This is a genomic window from Paenibacillus sp. FSL H8-0280 (genome assembly GCF_045040665.1).
GTDB lineage: Bacteria > Bacillota > Bacilli > Paenibacillales > Paenibacillaceae > Paenibacillus > Paenibacillus xylanexedens_A.
Genome location: NZ_CP150296.1, coordinates 3297286 through 3316285 on the forward strand (window position 1 = coordinate 3297286; position 19000 = coordinate 3316285).

General features: G+C 44.3%; 16 protein-coding genes. 12 read left to right on the top strand and 4 right to left on the bottom strand.

The genetic code is table 11. The annotated features are described in order from the left end of the window. Nucleotides 1-19: 19 nt before the first annotated feature. From MHI12_RS14700 to MHI12_RS14710, 3 genes are all read left to right on the top strand, one after another. The gene (locus MHI12_RS14700) at nucleotides 20-1465 is read left to right on the top strand and encodes an amino acid ABC transporter substrate-binding protein/permease (RefSeq protein ID WP_405172802.1); all 1446 of its coding nucleotides are present in this window, start codon (nucleotides 20-22) and stop codon (nucleotides 1463-1465) included. Continuing rightward, nucleotides 1458-2186, top strand: a complete 729-nt coding sequence (locus MHI12_RS14705) for an amino acid ABC transporter ATP-binding protein (RefSeq protein WP_076327608.1) — start codon at nucleotides 1458-1460, stop codon at nucleotides 2184-2186. Before MHI12_RS14700 ends, MHI12_RS14705 begins: the two co-directional genes overlap by 8 nt. A gap of 121 nt (nucleotides 2187-2307) precedes the next feature. Continuing rightward, nucleotides 2308-2664: a hypothetical protein gene (locus tag MHI12_RS14710; RefSeq protein ID WP_101313750.1), complete on the top strand. Its 357-nt coding sequence runs from the start codon at nucleotides 2308-2310 to the stop codon at nucleotides 2662-2664. 90 nt (nucleotides 2665-2754) lie between these two features. On the opposite strand, the gene MHI12_RS14715 is transcribed toward MHI12_RS14710, so the two are convergent. From MHI12_RS14715 to MHI12_RS14725, 3 genes are all read right to left on the bottom strand, one after another. Next, entirely contained in the window at nucleotides 2755-4035 is a 1281-nt protein-coding gene (locus tag MHI12_RS14715; RefSeq protein ID WP_405172803.1) for a glycoside hydrolase family 27 protein, read from the bottom strand. A 108-nt stretch (nucleotides 4036-4143) separates the two neighbouring features. Next, nucleotides 4144-5025 carry a helix-turn-helix domain-containing protein gene (locus MHI12_RS14720; RefSeq protein WP_405172804.1) on the bottom strand — a complete coding sequence of 294 codons (882 nt, stop codon included), beginning with the start codon at nucleotides 5023-5025 and terminating at the stop codon, nucleotides 4144-4146. A gap of 27 nt (nucleotides 5026-5052) precedes the next feature. After that, nucleotides 5053-5664 carry a TetR/AcrR family transcriptional regulator gene (locus tag MHI12_RS14725; protein WP_405172805.1) on the bottom strand — a complete coding sequence of 204 codons (612 nt, stop codon included), beginning with the start codon at nucleotides 5662-5664 and terminating at the stop codon, nucleotides 5053-5055. Nucleotides 5665-5803: 139 nt separating this feature from the next. On the opposite strand from MHI12_RS14725, the gene MHI12_RS14730 reads away from it, so the two are divergent. From MHI12_RS14730 to MHI12_RS14745, 4 genes are all read left to right on the top strand, one after another. Next, nucleotides 5804-6565: an alpha/beta hydrolase gene (locus tag MHI12_RS14730; RefSeq protein WP_341007433.1), complete on the top strand. Its 762-nt coding sequence runs from the start codon at nucleotides 5804-5806 to the stop codon at nucleotides 6563-6565. Between the two features lie 261 nt (nucleotides 6566-6826). Continuing rightward, nucleotides 6827-7261, top strand: coding sequence for a ribonuclease domain-containing protein (locus MHI12_RS14735; protein ID WP_341007434.1), 435 nt, complete (start codon nucleotides 6827-6829; stop codon nucleotides 7259-7261). 14 nt (nucleotides 7262-7275) lie between these two features. Continuing rightward, nucleotides 7276-7551: a barstar family protein gene (locus MHI12_RS14740; RefSeq protein ID WP_076212098.1), complete on the top strand. Its 276-nt coding sequence runs from the start codon at nucleotides 7276-7278 to the stop codon at nucleotides 7549-7551. 275 nt (nucleotides 7552-7826) lie between these two features. Further along, the gene (locus MHI12_RS14745) at nucleotides 7827-9521 is read left to right on the top strand and encodes an ABC transporter substrate-binding protein (RefSeq protein ID WP_341007435.1); all 1695 of its coding nucleotides are present in this window, start codon (nucleotides 7827-7829) and stop codon (nucleotides 9519-9521) included. Between the two features lie 120 nt (nucleotides 9522-9641). On the opposite strand, the gene MHI12_RS14750 is transcribed toward MHI12_RS14745, so the two are convergent. Further along, complete coding sequence (locus MHI12_RS14750; protein ID WP_405172806.1) at nucleotides 9642-10511, bottom strand: AraC family transcriptional regulator; 870 nt, start codon at nucleotides 10509-10511, stop codon at nucleotides 9642-9644. A 162-nt stretch (nucleotides 10512-10673) separates the two neighbouring features. Between MHI12_RS14750 and MHI12_RS14755 the strand changes: the two genes are divergently transcribed. The 5 genes from MHI12_RS14755 to MHI12_RS14775 all read left to right on the top strand — a co-directional run bounded on the left by MHI12_RS14755 (nucleotide 10674) and on the right by MHI12_RS14775 (nucleotide 18980). Continuing rightward, nucleotides 10674-12191 (top strand): glycoside hydrolase family 43 protein, encoded by a 1518-nt coding sequence (locus tag MHI12_RS14755; protein ID WP_405172807.1) that lies wholly within the window; start codon nucleotides 10674-10676, stop codon nucleotides 12189-12191. 7 nt (nucleotides 12192-12198) lie between these two features. Then, a complete protein-coding gene (locus MHI12_RS14760) occupies nucleotides 12199-13749 on the top strand; it encodes a glycoside hydrolase 43 family protein (protein WP_341007438.1) in 1551 nt (516 codons plus the stop codon). Nucleotides 13750-13875: 126 nt separating this feature from the next. Continuing rightward, nucleotides 13876-15555, top strand: a complete 1680-nt coding sequence (locus MHI12_RS14765) for an extracellular solute-binding protein (RefSeq protein WP_405172808.1) — start codon at nucleotides 13876-13878, stop codon at nucleotides 15553-15555. Between the two features lie 48 nt (nucleotides 15556-15603). Then, the gene (locus MHI12_RS14770; RefSeq protein WP_405173000.1) at nucleotides 15604-17370 is read left to right on the top strand and encodes a sensor histidine kinase; all 1767 of its coding nucleotides are present in this window, start codon (nucleotides 15604-15606) and stop codon (nucleotides 17368-17370) included. Beyond that, nucleotides 17355-18980 (top strand): response regulator, encoded by a 1626-nt coding sequence (locus MHI12_RS14775; protein WP_405172809.1) that lies wholly within the window; start codon nucleotides 17355-17357, stop codon nucleotides 18978-18980. The genes MHI12_RS14770 and MHI12_RS14775 overlap by 16 nt, the downstream gene beginning before the upstream one ends. Nucleotides 18981-19000 lie beyond the last annotated feature (20 nt).

Here is a 19000-nt window from a genome sequence, read left to right on the forward strand (position 1 = left end):
ACCGAGACGGGGAGGACACATGAAAACAACGAAGATCTCATTTTTTATACTTTCACTGATGCTGCTCCTGGTGAGCGGTCTATCAGGATGGGTAGGAAACGCTGCTGCAGCGTCCGATTCCGGTAAAACCTATGTTATCGGAACTGATGTCACATTTGCTCCATTCGAATATGAAGATGAGAATGGTGATTTTGTTGGTATCGACATGGATTTGCTGGATGCCATCGCCAAAGATCAAAATTTCAAGTATCAAATCAAATCCCTGGGATTTAACGCAGCTGTACAGGCACTTGAGGCGAATCAAGTCGATGGTGTGATTGCAGGGATGAGTATTACGGATGAGCGAAAAGCAAAATTTGATTTCTCAGAGCCATATTATGATTCAGGCGTTGTTATGGGAATTAGTGCCAATAATGATACCATCAAAAGTTACGAAGATCTTCGTGGTAAAAAGGTCGCTGTAAAAACGGGAACAGAAGGGTACAGCTTTGCTGAGTCCATCGCCTCAAAATATGGCTTTACCGTTGTCCCATTCGATGAATCATATCAAATGTATGATGATGTAAAGACCGGTAATTCGGTGGCCTGTTTTGAAGATGAACCCGTTCTAAGGTATGGGGTAAAGCAGAATAATGGTTTAAAAATCGTTACCGCCAAAGAAGACGGGGCTTCCTACGGATTTGCGGTAAGTAAGGGTAAAAATCAGGAACTTCTGGAGATGTTCAATTCTGGTCTTGTGAATATCAAAGCTAACGGTGAGTACAAGCGCATTATCGAAGAATATGTTGGAGAGAATGCCCAAGTCGCAAATCTGGGGCGTTGGGAGTTAATACAGAAATCTCTTCCTGCACTTTTTAAAGGTCTGGGAAAAACACTTTTATACACGATTGTGTCCCTGTTCTTCGCGTTTATCATCGGTCTGATTTTCGGATTTATGAAGGTGGGACAGAACAAATTCCTTCGTGGTGTTGCCACTGTATTTGTAGATATCTTCCGAGGCATTCCGCTGATTGTCCTGGCATTCTTTATTTATTTCGGGATTCCACAGGCGATGGGTTTCACAATGCCATTGTTCTTGGCAGCCATTCTGACACTTAGTCTGAATGCAGGAGCGTACGTAACCGAGATTATCCGAGGCGGGATTCAATCGATTGATCGTGGTCAGATGGAAGCTGCCCGTTCATTGGGCATTCCTTATCGCAAAGCGATGATAAAGATCGTCATTCCGCAGGCAGTGCGGGTTATGATTCCGTCCTTCATTAACCAGATGGTTATCACGTTGAAGGATACGTCAATCTTGTCCGTTATTGGTCTCGTAGAGTTGACACAATCGGGTAAAATTGTTATTGCAAGAACGTTCTCCTCTTTTGATATTTGGTTAACGGTTGCGGTTATGTACCTGATTGTCATCATCACATTGACCAAAATTGCTGATTATCTGGAGGTGAAGGTTCGTCGTGGCTAAAATAAAAGTTGAAGGTTTGAAGAAAAGTTTCGGCTCGAATCAGGTCCTCAAGGGAATTGATGTTGCGGTCAACGAAGGAGAAGTTGTCTGTGTCATCGGGCCTTCCGGTTCCGGAAAAAGTACCTTCTTGCGCTGCATCAACCAATTAGATGTGATTACGGCAGGCCGGGTTATCGTGGATGATCAGGACCTGAATGACCCTAAAACCAACCTGAACAAAGCTCGCGAAAATATTGGCATGGTATTTCAACATTTTAACTTGTTCCCTCATTTTAGTGTGCTTAAAAACATCATGTTTGCGCCCAGAGAACTCGGGATATTAAATGCACAGCAGGCGCGTGATACAGCACTCAAATTACTTGAGCGTGTGGGTTTGTCTGATAAAGCAGATAGCTTCCCAACACAACTGTCAGGTGGACAAAAGCAACGTGTAGCTATCGCTCGTGCGCTTGCTATGAATCCGGATGTTATGTTATTTGATGAACCGACTTCAGCTCTTGACCCTGAAATGGTAGGAGAAGTTCTTGGTGTTATGAAGGACCTCGCGAGCGAAGGCATGACGATGATGATCGTTACCCATGAGATGGGTTTTGCCCGTGAAGTAGCTGATCGTGTGATCTTCATGGACGGTGGTTATATTGTCGAGCAGGGCACTCCTGAAGAGATATTTGGAAATCCGAAGAATGAACGGACGATCAGCTTTTTGGAGAAGGTACTCTAGCACTGAATCGAGAATGAACACATTAAAAGTCGCTATTTTAGCGGCTTTTTTTGTTATATTTATGAGGTGATTTAATAGAAAGACCGATCAAACTAAGCCAAGAAAGTGAGGTCTATACTCCATGGAAAACGTGTCACAAGAAGATCAACTGCAATCCATTAAAGCCTTTCAATCAACCATCCGCAAATCAGAAAATGCCTTAGTGAATATGACTCAGAAAAGGAATAACACGACATTGTTACAGAAACGTCTCCAAGCTTTATACATCGGCCTAGCACTGTTGGAAAAGGTATGGAATCAGAAATCTCATCCCTACACGGAGGAAGATATCGCAGAAGCTCGTCTTGTCTTGATGGGATTGTTCCCATCTCTTGAGAGCATGTATGCCAATTCCAAAGAAGGTAGCCCGCAAAAGACTCTTTTAGAAAGAAGGATTAAAGCATTTCATCTGGCCGTTCAAGCCATGGATACATACTGAAATGCTTATGCAATGCATCTTAATGATGAACATGAAATGAGAGAGAGGTCTGTCTAATGAACGACAGACCTCTCTTTTTCTTTTGCAAGCTTAGGAAAACCGATAGAGGCGCACACCATGCGCAGGTACAGTCGTAACTAAGGAATTGTCTGTAAATTCGGCTGCTTCACCGCTCCATAATTCGGTACCTTCGGTAATCCTGGACAGTCCCACCTCATCAATGGACAGATCCACAGGTAAAGCATTCTCACCGATGTTGAACACAGCGACGTAAGAGGAACCATCCGTATGCTGGGCAGTCCACACAATAAGATCTTCTTTGCGTAAGGCTTCTCTGGCTCCGTAACTCTCGCGATGCATTCGCAGAACCTCACGATTGGTTAACAGGGATAATGTCCAGTCATCGTTATCTCGCAGTTCACCACCAAAGATGAGCGGGGAACGGAAGATGCTCCACAGCGACATCATCGTCAACTGCTCGTCAGGCGTGAACCGAGTCCAGCGATCTGCTCCACCACCGTCTACAGAACGGATACCGATATGACCCAAAGGCAACATATCACAGTCTGGCCAGCAGCCTGCTTGGGGAACGCCTTGCCACGTCCGGCAGCGGTCGAACATATCCAATAACAGCGGCCAGAGGTCCCAGAAGTCGTCCGTGACACGCCACATGTTGGCATGATCAGCCAAGAATTCTGAGTATTCCACCGGGGCAGGGCCAGGAGAGAGACTTAGTACCATGGGCCGACCGGAGCGCTCAATCGCTTTGGATATCATTTCGATTTCCGGCTGATGGGTGTCATAGAGCCTTGAAGCAGCAATATCGTCGACCTTCACCAAGTCAACGCCCCATTGTGCATACAGTTCAAACAGCGAATCGTAGTAGGCTTGTGCGCCTTCTTTTGAGCTATCAACACCATACATATCTGTATTCCACGGACAGATGGAGTTCGGATGAGCAATATCGCGTGCAGTGGCGGTTGTTCCCAGGATCGGAGTTCCAGCATGTGCAGCTTGACGTGGGATACCGCGCATGATGTGAATGCCGAATTGCAGCCCCAGACTATGAACGTAGTCGGCTAATGGCTTAAATCCCTGTCCACCTGCAGCGGAGGGAAAGCGATTCTCGGCAGGCATAAGCCGCGAATATTCATCCATGATGAGTGGAACGAACGGACGATATTGCGAAGAATTGGCCAAAGGCTCGTACCATTGAATGTCGACCGTAATGTAGCTCCAGCCGAAGTCTTTAAGATGTTCTGCCATGTACTCGGCGTTGCCACGGATTTCGTCTTCCGTAACGGCCGCGCCGTAACAATCCCAGCTGTTCCAGCCAAGCGGTGGAGTTGATGCTGCAAGCGTATGATTCATGGGAATGCTCCTTTATGAATTAATTATTGCTCTCGCTCAATTCATCATAATAAAGGATTTTATTAATATCTACAGTAATATTGAGTGTGTAATAGCAAAATATTGCGGTTAGTCGAAGAACAATTTACGGTACACAAGGCTTTCTCCGCCACTGCGAAATTCACCTGGCGTAACGCCGGTTATGCTGCGAAAGGCTTTGATAAAATAACTTCCGCTGGAATACCCGACTTGCTCGGCGATGACTTCTATACTAAGAGTAGTTCCACGCAGCAGTTCCATAGCCTTCTCGGTACGTACACGGGTCAGATAAACACCTGGCGTCAAACCTGTACTGGAGGAAAAGCGACGTATAAAGTGATATTTGGAAAGGGAAACCTGCTCGGCAAGGTGATCGATACTGATCATCTTGGAGTAATTGTTTTCTATGTATTCAACGGCTATTTGAATGTTCTCAGACCAATTTTCCCTGTTGTGCAATGTTGTTTTCTGTAGTCGGGTCAATTCTGTCATGAACTGATACACGCTGGATGATGCGATCAGAGGATCAGTGATTCTGCCTGCCGCTGCATCATTCACGATCATCCGCAACAGTCGGATCGGTGTACAATCAGCGGGAAGATAGGGAACTTCTCCCGCTTCCCGAAGAAATTTTCGCCAATGGGGCAGAATAAGAGTGGGCCTGAACAGCAGGAACAGAAACTCCCAAGGTTCTTTTGATGCTGAATGGTAGTAATAGCGATGTGGCCCTGGAATTTCTGCCAAAAAAGCTTGTCCTGCGGTAACATGATGAATGCGATTATTCGACTCAAATACACCTTCACCCGAGAGTGTATATTGGAATAACAGGAGAGGCCCGTCCGAACGTTCGAGTCCATCCCAATGATAAGAAGGATCGGTTATTGAATCACTTCCAGCCGCATAGAGTACACACAGTTGGAGCTCCTTGTCTTCCGCAAATCGAAACCCATAGGTTCCTCTAGGGATATTCATGTCAGCTCTCCTTGTGGCCCTGAATTTTTACTGCGCTCCGCGAATGAAAATATCTACTAGCTTCTGGCCTAGCGAAAAGTTGGAACCATATTTATGCAGGTTATCTTCCCGATTACCCATTAACATCAATGTCGAGAAGGTCTCTGCCAGGAAAAACGGATCGTCTGTCCGCAGTCTGTTTTCATCCATTGCCCGTTGAAAATGGGAGGCTAACACTTCGTGAATCTGATGCTCCGCGTTGCGTATATCCTGAATTTGAGCTGGTTCAAGAAAAGGCTCAGCTTCTCTGAGCATTGTTTCAATCTCCGCATGTGGATTGCCCAGTCTGGCCTCTGCCAGACGAACAAGCCCCGACTCCAAATTTTCGGCTTGATCAAGCATATTCGAGGTTAACCGACTCACATTCTGTAGCATCGTTGTAAAGGCAACCTTAAAAAGCTCTGGTTTACTGGTGAAATGATAATAAATGGTTGGTTTTGACACGTTACATGCTTTGCCAATTTGCTGAAGTGTGACTGTTTCGTAGCCATACTCCATGAATAGCTTTGAAGCTGTATGAATAATCGTTTGTTGAATTGAGATATCGTCGTCGCCGTGTTTGGGTCTTCCAGGCAAACGTTTGTGTTTTTTTTCTGTCATTGAACTTCCCTCCATGAATATTTTATGACAAATAACGATAGTAAGCAAAACTAGCTTGTAATTATACTTACCGGTAAGTATAATTACTGGAGAGTTAAAAAAGAAAACACATTATCCTCATAACAAGGTGGTTTTAAGGTTGAAAACAGCACAACGCACAAACAAATGGAAAAAGATAATCATGTGGACGATCCTGTCCATCGTTATCATCGTGGCCGGCGTTTTCGTATATCTCAATTCGGTTACGTATAGTCCTTCTGAACGAGCGGAAACGGCGATGACAAGTGATGCTCAGGTTAATGTCACCAAGATTAAGGAAGGTTACCGATTTGAACCCGTGGGTACAGAGATAACCGAACCGAATATTATTTTTTATCCAGGCGGTCTGGTTGAACCTGAAAGTTATTCTCCACTTGCCAGAGAAATGGCAGAACAGGGTCACCGTGTATACATCGCGAACATGCCGATAAACTTGGCGATTTTCGGTCAAAACAAGGCTAACTCCTTTATCGAGGAACATCCTAACGAAGCGTTTGTTATTGGCGGCCATTCATTGGGCGGATCATTCGCAGCACGGTATGCTGCGGAGCACAAGGAGAATTTGGAAGGCGTCTTTTTCTTGGCTTCTTATGCAGACGAAGGGGGTAGCTTGAAGAATACGGACTTGTCTATTTTACAGATTACAGGCTCGGACGACGGAGTACTTAACTGGGAAGACTGGGAGAACTCCAAAGCAAATCTTCCGGAAAAAACGAAATATGTGAGTATTGAGGGTGGAAATCACGGTCAATTTGGCTCATACGGCATGCAAAAAGGAGACAATCAGCCTGCTATTGCGGAAGAACAGCAGTTGGAAGAGGTTGTAGCAGCATTAGGGAACTGGATAGATAAATTAAAATAATATAATAAATTAATGTGTTGAACGGTAATGATCCGTGGTACGATTAAAGTCGCTATTTTAGCGGCTTTTTTTGTTGTTGAAGGATACGAGTATGCCTCAATGGAGCAGGGTTAACTGCTTTTATTGATTGAATTTCAACTCCATAATAGGCTTATAGAATTGCTTTAATTACCACAAATCGTTAACATTAGAAGCATTGTCATCGAATTAGCACCAAAACGGAAGACAGCAAGAGCAAGAACATCAAAAGGAGAAAAGAGTATGTTTTTCAGAAAATTTGCTTACACATTAGTGATCATCCTCGCTGCATTACTGTTATCAGGTTGTACGTCAGAGTCTTTGCGTGATCTCGGCTCACCTCAAGTTTCGGAGGATATGGGATTTGATGAGGTTGCCGACTATATCTCGGAGCACAATGAGCTCCCGCCAAATTACATTACCAAGAAAGAGGCCAGAGAACTGGGCTGGGAACCAAGTGAAGGAAATTTACATGAAGTCGCTCCAGGCAAAAGCATTGGCGGCGACGTGTTCGGAAACCGAGAAGGACTACTTCCCAAGAAAAAAGGCCGCATATGGTATGAAGCCGATATAAATTACTCAGGAGGACGGCGCGGAAGCGACCGAATTCTATACTCAAATGACGGTCTAATCTACCAGACGACAGATCATTACAAGTCATTTGAACAGTTAAAATAAACGGAGGAAATGATATGAGCATCATTCAGATTAACGGAAACGACTTTCACAGTAAGGAAGAGCTTCATCAAATTTTGCAGAACCAGCTTGAGTTAGACGAGAGCTATGGAGGCAATTTGGACGCACTATGGGATGTCTTGACTGGGGCTGTAAGCATGCCGCTTACTGTTCAATGGATTGGTTTTGAGAAAAGCAAAGAGATTCTTGGAGATTACGCTGACCAGGTCATGGAATTGTTGCGTGATGTGGAAGGGGAGATCCTAGGATTTACGTTGGAATTATATTATTGAAAAGCAGGTTTGGCTTTATGAGGCGATGGGCAACCATCGCTTTTTTGGTCTTCACATTTTTACTGAAACACATGTCTAGATCATGCTATTTTCATGGCTTAATAATCAAGGTTGGGGTGATTAGACTTCCTTATACTTTAAACATGGAATAGGGTAGGCAGGATTGTAATCGTTTACTAACGGTTGAATATGTAAGCGTATACTATTTCAAAGTGAACCATCGTAAGGTCTAGATTGGTTATTACAACTAACATCATCTAGGGGGCAGAAAAATAATGAGAGCCGTATCAAAAGTGCTAGGAGCATGTCTCGTAACAAGTGTTGTGTTAGTTTCCGCCGGTTGCGGAAATGCTACAGAGAATTCCGAATCAAATACGAGTGACCCCAACAGCCCGATCACATTTACCTTCTTCGGCGCAGATGCAAGTCCCAACTGGAACAAAATGCAGGATGCTGTAGGGAAGAAAATTACGGAAGAAACCGGTGTAAGTATTGATGCAGAATTCGATATTTCGAGCGGAGGCGGAAACGACCGCATTTCCTTGATGGCTGCCAGTGGCGATTATCCGGATTTGATTTTCCCCAAAGGTAACTTGACCAGACTCGTTGATGCCGGGGCAATGATTGATTTGACGGATCTGATCGAAGAACACGCCCCCAACTTGAAAAAGATCTACGGTGAGCACTTCAATCGGTTGAAATATAGTAATGACGATCCTTCAATCTATTGGATTCCAACGAATGGTGCGATCGATCAGGTCAGCTTTGATGCGACGAATGGTACCGCCATTCAACATCGTGTAGTCAAGGAACTCGGGTATCCTGAGATCAAAACCTTAAACGATTTCGAAAAAGTGCTACGTGAATATTACGAGAAACATCCGACCACAGATGATGGCCAACCCACAATTCCGCTGACGCTTAGTGCAGATGGATGGCGGCGAATGATCACTGTTACTGATCCTGCTGTCATGTCTACTGGAGGACCTGGAGATGGTGAGTATTTCATCAATCCGGACACCTACGAAGCCGTTCTGCATTACAAACGTCCCGAGGAGAAAGAATATTTCCGGTGGTTGAACAAGATGTACAATGAAGGCTTGCTGGACAAGGACAGTTTTGTTCAGAAGGATGACCAATATAAGTCCAAAATCGCCAGTGGTCGCGTGTTATCCTTGCTTGATCCAAGCTGGGGATTCAGTGATGCGGAAAATGCTTTGAAAAGCGCAGGAAAAGATGATATGACCTACGGTTTCTATCCGGTAACGCTAGATGACAGTTTTCAGCGTAAAGATTTCCAGAATATCGGCTTTGATGGTTATGGCATTGGCATAACAGTCGATTGTGAAGATCCTGTCCGTGCCATCAAATTTTTGGATTGGATGTCTTCTGAAGAAGGGCAAGTATTGAGAAACTGGGGCGTTGAAGGCGAGCAATATAATGTGGAAGACGGTGTTCGCACCATCCCGGCCGATGTACAGGAACGTAAAAACAAAGACAATAACACATTCACCAAAGAAACCGGAGTAGGCTTGTATTACATTTTTGGTGCTCACTACGGGGATGGCGTCAAAGATTCAACGGATAACTACTATACAACGAATTATCCTGAACAGATTCAGCAAAGTTATTCTGATGAGGAGAAAGAAGCTTTGAAAGGTTATGGCATCACTACATGGAAGGATTTGTTCCCTTCCGAAGAGGAGTTCCCGGTGAAAGAGTGGGGCGCGGCTTACAATATGCCGATTCCTTCGGATAGCGGGGATTATAACGTTGTGTATCAGAAAACGCAGGATATTATTCAGAAACGGATCGCCGAAGCGATTACATCCTCTCCGAGTGCCTTTGAAGGCATATATGACAATATGATTACCGAACTTGATAATGCAGGTGCAGTGGTCATGGAACAGCAGTATACGGAGTGGATTAAAGATCGTGTTAGATTGTGGACGGGTAAAGAGATCAATTAACTAGCGGATACGATCACAATAATGAATTGTTTGCAGATCCGAAGTATATCAAGAACTAAAAAACATCGAGCCATGCAGGATGGTTCGATGTTTTTTAGTTTACATTAAATGAGCTCATCATTATTTTGGCAAAGCTTCAATTACATCACGTTTTTGTTTGATATATTTACCGGGGGAGATGCCGACCATTTTGGTAAAACTGCGAATAAAATTGGCATAGTCACTAAAGCCCGATTGAAAGCATGCATCCGTAATACTCAATCCTTCAGACAGGTGGAATTTGGCCCGTTCAATACGACGACCCAAAATGTAAGAACGGATCGTCAATCCAGTATGCTTTTTGAACTGGCGGCTGATATAAGTACTGTTCATGTAGAACACTTCGGCAAGTTTGCGAAGCGTAATATCTTGATTCAGATGTGTTTCAATATAATCCATGGTTTCACGAACCAGTTCAGGCATAATGTCATTGGGAACAAAGGAATTGTTATGAAACCAGACGTTAATCATGACCAACAATTGGGCTACGGCTGCATTTATTTTGATATCGGTGCCATAAGCATCGGAAGCAAGCAATCCTTCCAGTTCGTTCGTACATTGCAGCATTTGCTTCAAGTTATAATCGTCTAAATGTACGATGTTGCCTGTTCCTTTGGGGCGATGATCAAAACATGACGATAGATTGGTTGATGGTGTGGAAAGCTGAAATAGATATGTTTTTTTGAGATTGATTGTAATTCGCTCATACTCAGATTCATCCAGAATAAAGGCTCGGTGCATCTCCTCGGGTGACATCACAAGCAAATCGCCAGGCTGTACATGGTAACATCGATTTTCTATATAAAAGTGAACGTTACCACGAAGAAACAGGTAGATCTCGTATGCATTATGGCGATGATAGATCGTTTCCAGCTTATACGTCGTTACGCTGTGCAGATATAAGAGCTCAGGCTGGATGGGATCATAAAAACACTCAGAGGATCCACTCATGAAGTACCTCCCGTCATTTCACGCAATAAATAGAGCGGTTAACGCAATGAAATTGTACTCAGCTTACCTTAAAATGTAATCATCCTATCATGATACCTTTTGTATTGCAAACGCTTTCTCGGAAAAGGCACAACTAAAAATAATTTTAGGGGGATTCTTTCGATGAATCATCAATCAACACCACATGCTGGTGAGCAAAAGCAAGACCAAGCTGCCAATCTGGAGCGTATTGCAGGGGAGATTGGAAAGCTTCGTCCCAACGGTAATCCTCTGGTGGCCCACAAATTTGGAGCCGACCCCTATGCTTTGGTATTTAACAATCGAGTCTACTTATATATGACTAGTGATAAGCTGGAATATGATAAGGACGGTCTTCCTCAGAAAAACAGCTACAGTTCAATCAACCGGATTACGGTCATTTCTTCGGATGATTTAATCAACTGGACCGATCACGGGGAGATCAGAGTTGCTGGACCTCAAGGCGCAGCAACATGGGCTTCGCAATCCTGGGCGCCGGCAGCTGCTCATCGAAACGTGGATGGCAAGGACTGTTTCTTTCTTTATTTCGCTAACAATGCCAGTGGAATTGGTGTATTGTCTGCACCAACACCTGTAGGTCCATGGATAGACCCTATAGGCAAAGCACTTATTACAAGAGAAACTCCGGGAGTGGAGGAAGTAACCTGGTTATTCGACCCGGCTGTAATTGTTGATGATGATCATCAAGCCTACATATACTTCGGTGGTGGTATTCCGCAGGGGAAAGCAGAAAGACCTGATACGGCTAGAGTGATGCGATTGGGAGACGATATGATCAGCGTGGTTGGCATCGCGAAGGTTATTCAGGCGCCTTATATGTTTGAAAGTTCAGGGATACATAAATATAATAATAGTTACTACTATACGTATTGTTCCAATTTTGTTGAGGGTGATCGGCCAGAGGGCAGCCCACCACCCGGTGAAATTGCATATATGACCAGTGTTCAGCCAATGGGGCCATGGACATATCAGGGTACGCTACTCCAGAATCCTGGACACTTTTTTGATATTGGCGGCAACAACCACCATGCTATATTTCAACTAGCGGATCAATGGTACATCGCCTATCATGCCCAGACATTATGCCAAGCCATGAATATTCCCGAAGGTTACCGTTCAACACATCTGAATCGAGTCGAGCATGATGAGGCTACTGGTAAGATCAAGAAGGTGCATGCAGATTATCAGGGCGTAGATCAAATCAAGTGCTTCGATCCCTATGGGAGGGTAAGCGGTTCCACGATTGGATGGAGTAGCGGAGTATCAACAGAGCAATATCTTGACTCTGGTGAGTTGTCTGCATTGGAGTCGAATACGATGTCCGCTAAGCTGCAAAATGACAGCTGGATAGCTATAGCCAAGGTCGACTTTGAAAGTGAAGGACCGGCAACCTTCTCAGCTACTATTGGGAATCAAGGAGCAGAAGGTACGTTGGAACTTCGGCTTGATCGTGCAGACGGACCGTTAATTGGAGAAATCCTTGTACCGCACGCGACCGGATCTCTTCAATGGGTGGAACTAACAACCAAAGTTACGGGTGCAAAAGGTGTGCAAGACTTGTATATTAAGCTTAGAAATTCAACAGACAGCTCAAGCATCCTTTTAAGAGAATGGAAGTTTAACAGAAAAAATGAGGTGTAATTGAAGCATGTATCCGAATCCGATTATTTGGGCCGATTACCCGGATCTTGACGTTATTCGTGTAGAGGACACATATTATATGGTTAGTACAACCATGCATACGATGCCAGGATGTGTAATCCTCCGTTCATATGACCTGATCCATTGGGAAGTTGCCACATATGTATACGACACATTGGACGATACACCTGCCCAACGGCTGGTGGATGGTCAGCATATTTATAGCAAAGGCATGTGGGCTGCATCGCTCCGCTATCATCAAGGGATGTTCTATGTGATCTTTGTTGCAAATGATACCCGAAAAACATACTTGTATACGTCCCCCACCATCTCGGGAGTGTGGAAGAAACAGATCGTGGAAGGGTTTTACCATGATTGCTCCTTATTTTTCGACGATGATGAACGAGCCTATCTCGTGTACGGTAATACCGAGATTTATCTGACCGAATTAAGCTCTGATCTGTCCGGGCCCAAACCTGGTGGAGTGCATCGCTTGATTGTAAAAGACGAGCAGCCTCATCACCTTGGTTATGAAGGAGCACATTTTTACAAAATCAATGGTAAATATATTGTGTTCCTGATTCATATATCGAAAGCTTCCGGACGGAGAACACAGGCGTTTTATATGGCAGACTCTCTGGAAGATGTCTTCACTGGTGGAGAAGTATTCAATGACGATATGGATTATTTCGATTCAGGTGTTGCTCAGGGCGGTATCGTGGATACGCCGGATGGAGACTGGTATGCAATGCTGTTTCAGGATCATGGGGCCGTTGGCCGGGTTCCTGTTTTGGTTCCGCTACACTTTGATCAAGGTATACCGGTCTTTGCAAGCAAAGCGCCGAAACAGATTGATATCCCGAGCACGAGACCAGAGCACCGTTATAACCCGTTAGTGGGTAGCGACAGTTTCAATTATGAACCCGAAGAAGATGGAAGCATCCGCCTCCGTGATTTTTGGCAATGGAATCATACACCTAATCATGAACTTTGGTCCGTTACAGAGAAACCGGGAGTGTATCGTGTTCGAACGGGACAGATCAGCCCAAATCTGACGTTTGCGGTAAATACACTAACCCAGCGTTCAATGGGGCCCGCTTGCGAAGCAATGGTTACGCTTGACGGCAGTCGTCTGAATGATGGGGATTATGCCGGGTTGTGCTTTCTGATCGGTTCGTACGGTATGATCGCTCTCACGAAGCAGGATAGCAAGTTTTACTTGGTCATGCATGCCAGAGATAGTGAGAATTCCACCATATTTGGCAATCTGATCGACCAGAATCCAGCCACTGAACATGAACGTATCCCGGTATCAGATCCAGTAGTTAAACTAAAAGCATTCGGAAATTTTGAGAACAATCTGGATGAGTGCTCTTTTGCCTATTTCGATGGGGTTGAATGGAGAGATATAGGGATTGTCCACAAAATGATATATAAACTGGATCATTTCATGGGTTGCCGAACGGGGTTGTTTGTATATTCAACTGAAATAGCTGGAGGAACAGCTGACTTTTCGAATTTCGAATATCGCGTGATTAATCCTGATGAGAAACAATGAAAATACGTAAAAGCCGCCCAACGGCGGCTTTTCGTATTCAATGAGTACAAGTTGTTGTACAATGATATGGATTCAAAGTTGACAGAGAGAAGAGAGTTGTTCAAACCGAACTGGGGGCATGTCGTCATGTATAAGAGATGTCTGGACATAACAAGATGGACCTTCATTCTGTTCCTTGCTGTATCCATACCAGCAGGTCATACCGAAGGTAATAACAAACAACATCATCCGCAGCAAGATGGGCAGCAGATTCAACTTCCCGCTACGTTTGAGAGGTATTCTCCTCCCATCGTGGTCTCTTTTGTCAGGGAAACCGGAGATGACCTTGAGCGCATGATTAGTCAGTTACCAGGTGAGACGATACTTGATAATCGCTGGACTCGTTTGTACGAGAAAGAGCTAGGTATTCAAATTCACTATGACTGGATTGCTAATGGAGATGTATACAATCAGAAGTTGGGTGTCTCCCTTGCTGCAGGACGTTTTCCAGATGTAGTGAAAGTTAATCCATATCAACTTAGACAACTGAGCAACGCTGGAATGATCGAAGATTTAACCCATGTGTATCAAGAGTATGCTTCCCCACTTACAAAGAGTATATTGGAGGCGGAGGGAAGAGGAGCATTTGATGCGGCAACCATTGATGGCAAACTCATGGCTATTCCCGAATCATCTTCGTCCATTGAGACTGCGCAGTACCTGTGGATTAGAACCGATTGGTTGGAGCATTTGGGGCTACGGCCGCCTGAAACGATGGAAGAACTTCTCCAGGTTTCGAAAGCGTTTACAGATGAAGATCCCGACGGGAACGGAGAGCAGGATACGTACGGACTTGCGCTAACAAACCATCTATGGGATCCAGTTATGGGAGCTGCAGGCTTGATGTCAGGCTACGGTGCCTACCCTAATATATGGGTTATAGATGCAGAAGGAAACCTCACTTATGGAGGAATACAGCCTGAAGTTCGAGAGGCTCTGAAAGCACTGCAAACGTTGTATCGTGAAGGCCAACTTGATCCGGATTTCGGTTATAAAAGTGGAAGCAAGGCGTTTCGTCTAGTTCAGGATGGAAAAATAGGGATGCTCTACGGCGAACAGTGGTCGTCCTTTATGCTTCAGAGCACCCGTGATACAGATAAAGATGTAGAATGGCAGGCATATCCCATTGTTGCCAAGTCGGACCGGAGTCTGTTCGTACCGCTACGTTCCAACACTGGGCAATACTTTGCTGTAAAAAAGGGCTTCTCTAATCCGGAAGTTGTTGTAAAGCTCATGAATCTGCATCTGGACATCAACTGGGGGGATCAGGCTCAGTATGAAACATACTACAATGACGACTCCCGAGCTGTGTGGATGCTTTCACCGGTAACTCCTTTTCCTGGTAATAAAAATATAGATGCATACAAACAAATTCGTGATGCCAGAAGTACAGGAGACTTCTCGGCTCTGCAGAATGAAGCTCTCGCCATTCACAAACGCATTGTCGCCTATGAATTGGAAGATGTAGAGAGCGGCTGGGGCTGGAAACAAACCTATGGGCCTTCGGGTGCTTTTAGCATTGCAGATTCTTACGAGAAAAATGGCCAACTTCTGTATGATCAATTCACGGGCGGAATTACGGACACGATGGTTGATCGACAAATTATTCTTCGGGATCTTCAGCTTGAAGCCTATATGAACATTATTCTAGGCAGGTCGATAGATGAGTTTGATCAATTCGTTGAGAACTGGCGCAAGCTGGGGGGAGATCAGATCACATCGGAGGTTAACGCGTGGTTTCGCGCCAGCAAGCCAAAGGAGCGCTAATGTTCACTTTATTCATTCAAGGAACCCACTCAGCCTTTGGCATTGGAGGTGAATGCATTGATCAAGATCCCTGCTAAATCATGGTTTAACAGTATATTTGCGCGATTAATAATCACCTATCTGGTATTTGTGCTCCCCCTTATTCTTCTTGGCGTGTATCTGTATCATTGGAGTTATGACAATGCAAGCCAGGAAATATCGTTGTCAACGGAGAGACGGTTGAACCAATATGTGTTGGAATTGAACAGAGAGATGGAATGGATGGAATTACAGCAGTTTGATATCGTTGAGGATCGAAAACTCAATCGTCTAGCCATCCTCTGGGACATGATGGATCAGGTTGAGCGGCGTGATACATTAAATTACCTGACTGAACGACTCGCTTCATTCAAGAATAGCACTGCTTATATCAAAAACGTTCATGTACATATCCCTTCTGTTGGCAAGAGTATATCCGCGATCCAAGGCATCGATGATTTCGATAAAAGTTCATATCTATATTTCAGTTCAGGCATGCAAGGAAAAGGTACACGTTTCACTGTGAAAGACGACGCCTTGAACTTAAGTGCCGTCAGGCTGACAGGCACGAGAGGAGAACCACCGCTTTTTGTCATTCAAGTGGAGCTGGATACATACCATTTTCAGAATGAACTCACACGGCTTAATTTGTACCCGGAGAGTTCAACGTTTCTGATTGAGGACAAAACGGGGCATGCCATCACAGATAAACATCAAGCTAGTGTTATTCTCGCGAATTACCGTGAGCACAGTGTAAAGGGTACACTTGATGGCTTTCGGATGAAGGTGGGGGACACCATGTACCATGTTAGTCAGTTGCATATGGACTCCCTGGGCTTATCCGTAGCTACATATCTACCCGAGGCAATCGTTACCAAGCCACTTAGCAAGTTCTATCATTGGGCTTGGCTGTTTGCAATTACATCATTTGTTGCCATCTCGGCGTATCTCTATTCAAGTTACAAATTGATTCATATCCCGTTACTGTTGTTGGTGAAAAGATTCAAAAAAATGGAGGGAGGCATGCTTGATGTCCCCATTGCACATAACCGAAAAGATGAATTCGGCTTCCTCTACACCCGCTTCAATCTAATGATTGAAAATCTTCAATCCCTTATCGATCGAGATTTTAAGAAAACACTGATGATGCAGCGGGCTGAGCTGAAACAGCTCCAATCGCAGATTAATCCTCATTTTCTGTACAATAGTTTCTTTATTCTGAATTCACTGGCAAGGACAGGGGAAACCGAACGTATTGAGCAATTCACGAACATGCTTGGAGAGTATTTCAGGTTCATTACCCGCAATGAAACCGATCATGTGAAGTTGAAAGTGGAAGTTGAGCATTCACGAATCTATACAGAGATTCAACAATTACGATTCTCCAGACGAATCAAAGTTGATTTTGGGTCACTACCTGCTGAGATGGAACACATTAAAGTTCCCAGACTCATTATTCAACCTATTATTGAGAATGCCTACGAACACAGTCTTGAAAAGAATACGGATTCCGGTCTTCTAATTATTAAGTTTAATATGGAAGGTTCATATGCCGAGATCACCGTAGAGGATAATGGAAATGAGTTGGAAGAGCAACACATTCAAACTCTTCAACAACGCTTGCATAAGGACGGAGGTACAGACGAAATGACCGCATTAATAAATATTCATCGACGTCTGGTCCTGACGTATGGAGAAGGAAGTGGCCTTTTCCTATCCAGAAGTGAACTGCAAGGGTTAAAAGTCACAATTCGAATCCAGTGGAAAGAGGGGGAAAACGAATGTATCGACTTTTGATTGTAGATGACGAGGAGATTATTACGGATAGTCTCTATGAAACATTCGCCAGACATATACCCGAACAGCTTGACGTATGTAAGGCCTACTCTGCAACAGAAGCATTGTCCTGGATGCAACGTTCGAGAATTGACATTGTTCTGACGGACATCCGCATGCCGGGCATGAGTGGCTTGGAACTGACAGAGCGGATTCAAGCCAGTTGGCCGAATTGTCGCGTCATTTTTCTGACAGGACATAGCGATTTTGATTATGCATATCAAGCTTTTCAGATGGCTAATGTGCGTTATTTGCTCAAGACGGAAGGTTATGACAAGGTGATGTCGGTTGTAGAAGATGTGATGGAAGAGATCCGGCGAAGTCACAGCATGGTTGAGTTGTTAGAGCATTCTCATAAAGTCAATTCGCAGCTTGCACTGATACAGCAAAAAGAGTATTTGCGGAAGTTACTTCAAGACTGTACAGCGGTTATAGATTCTACTAAGGATATGCAGGACGAATTATCCAAACGGGATATAAGATTACAGATCAACTCGCCTGTTTATCTCATACTTGGTCGGTTCAATAATCCGCCAGAAAAAGGTTCGGACCTCACACAAGTCCAGGAATCTGTTCGTATTATCGGCTCTTCTCTGATGAATGAGCGTACAGTGTGCGCAAGTGTAACGGACCATTATGGAGATACGATCTGGCTGCTTCAGCCGAAGCAGGAGGAAGAGATGACTAATGATAAACTTGTGCGATTTCTAGAAGGTACACTGGAACTGGTACAGGAAGCATGCATGGTATCACTCGGCGTATCCATTGCTTTTTCATTAAGTAGTCGCAGCTGCAATTGGTCCGAGTTAACCAAACAATATGAACGTCTGAGATTACTCCAGTGGATGAAAATTGGGGATGGTGTATCCATGGTACTCACGGATCATCGCAATGATCTCTCATCTGATGTACCCAAAGAATCCATGCGGATCTCAAACCGGATCGAGATTATGTCAGGATATTTGGAAACGGGACGAATTCAGCCATTTTACGATATATTTGAGGAGCTTGCAGGAGAACTGTTGCAACAGGAAATTACGATGGAACGTGCCATGGAGACATACTACAATCTGGCCTTATTATTGCATTCAACGATCAATCGCTGGGGTCTTCAACAGAAGATCCCGGATCAACGAAGCTTACTGCACTTAGGGGAGTATACATGCATGAAGGATGCAGTACAATTTCTATATCGTGCTGCCGATGAATTAGTACGCTACAAAAGATCAAATGAACAGGAACGCGCTAACGTTGTCATTCATTCCTTATGCAGTTACGTCAAGGAGAACCTAGAGAAAGATCTCTCTCTGGTGAGACTGGCAGAACTCCATCATTTTAATCCATCCTATCTGTCGCGATTCTTTAAGCAGGAAATGGGAATAAACGTGTCAGAGTTCATTGACGACTGCCGAATACGGAAAGCCAAAGAATTGCTTCAGAACACAAATCTTATGGTGCGTGAGGTCGCACTTCAAGTGGGGTACGAGGCTGCACATTCGTTTACTCGACTTTTTAAGAAAATAACGGGAATGACTCCTCAAGAATACCGGGAATCCCTTTTGGTACGTTAATGGTGAATCCTTTGGAATTG

Bases quoted from the DNA above. Each gene is read 5' to 3' on its own strand.
- MHI12_RS14700 (WP_405172802.1), top strand. From the start codon at position 20: ATGAAAACAACGAAGATCTCATTTTTTATACTTTCACTGATGCTGCTC.
- MHI12_RS14710 (WP_101313750.1), top strand. From the start codon at position 2,308: ATGGAAAACGTGTCACAAGAAGATCAACTGCAATCCATTAAAGCCTTT.
- MHI12_RS14715 (WP_405172803.1), bottom strand. From the start codon at position 4,035: ATGAATCATACGCTTGCAGCATCAACTCCACCGCTTGGCTGGAACAGC.
- MHI12_RS14720 (WP_405172804.1), bottom strand. From the start codon at position 5,025: ATGAATATCCCTAGAGGAACCTATGGGTTTCGATTTGCGGAAGACAAG.
- MHI12_RS14725 (WP_405172805.1), bottom strand. From the start codon at position 5,664: ATGACAGAAAAAAAACACAAACGTTTGCCTGGAAGACCCAAACACGGC.
- MHI12_RS14735 (WP_341007434.1), top strand. From the start codon at position 6,827: ATGTTTTTCAGAAAATTTGCTTACACATTAGTGATCATCCTCGCTGCA.
- MHI12_RS14740 (WP_076212098.1), top strand. From the start codon at position 7,276: ATGAGCATCATTCAGATTAACGGAAACGACTTTCACAGTAAGGAAGAG.
- MHI12_RS14745 (WP_341007435.1), top strand. From the start codon at position 7,827: ATGAGAGCCGTATCAAAAGTGCTAGGAGCATGTCTCGTAACAAGTGTT.
- MHI12_RS14750 (WP_405172806.1), bottom strand. From the start codon at position 10,511: ATGAGTGGATCCTCTGAGTGTTTTTATGATCCCATCCAGCCTGAGCTC.
- MHI12_RS14755 (WP_405172807.1), top strand. From the start codon at position 10,674: ATGAATCATCAATCAACACCACATGCTGGTGAGCAAAAGCAAGACCAA.
- MHI12_RS14760 (WP_341007438.1), top strand. From the start codon at position 12,199: ATGTATCCGAATCCGATTATTTGGGCCGATTACCCGGATCTTGACGTT.
- MHI12_RS14765 (WP_405172808.1), top strand. From the start codon at position 13,876: ATGTATAAGAGATGTCTGGACATAACAAGATGGACCTTCATTCTGTTC.
- MHI12_RS14775 (WP_405172809.1), top strand. From the start codon at position 17,355: ATGTATCGACTTTTGATTGTAGATGACGAGGAGATTATTACGGATAGT.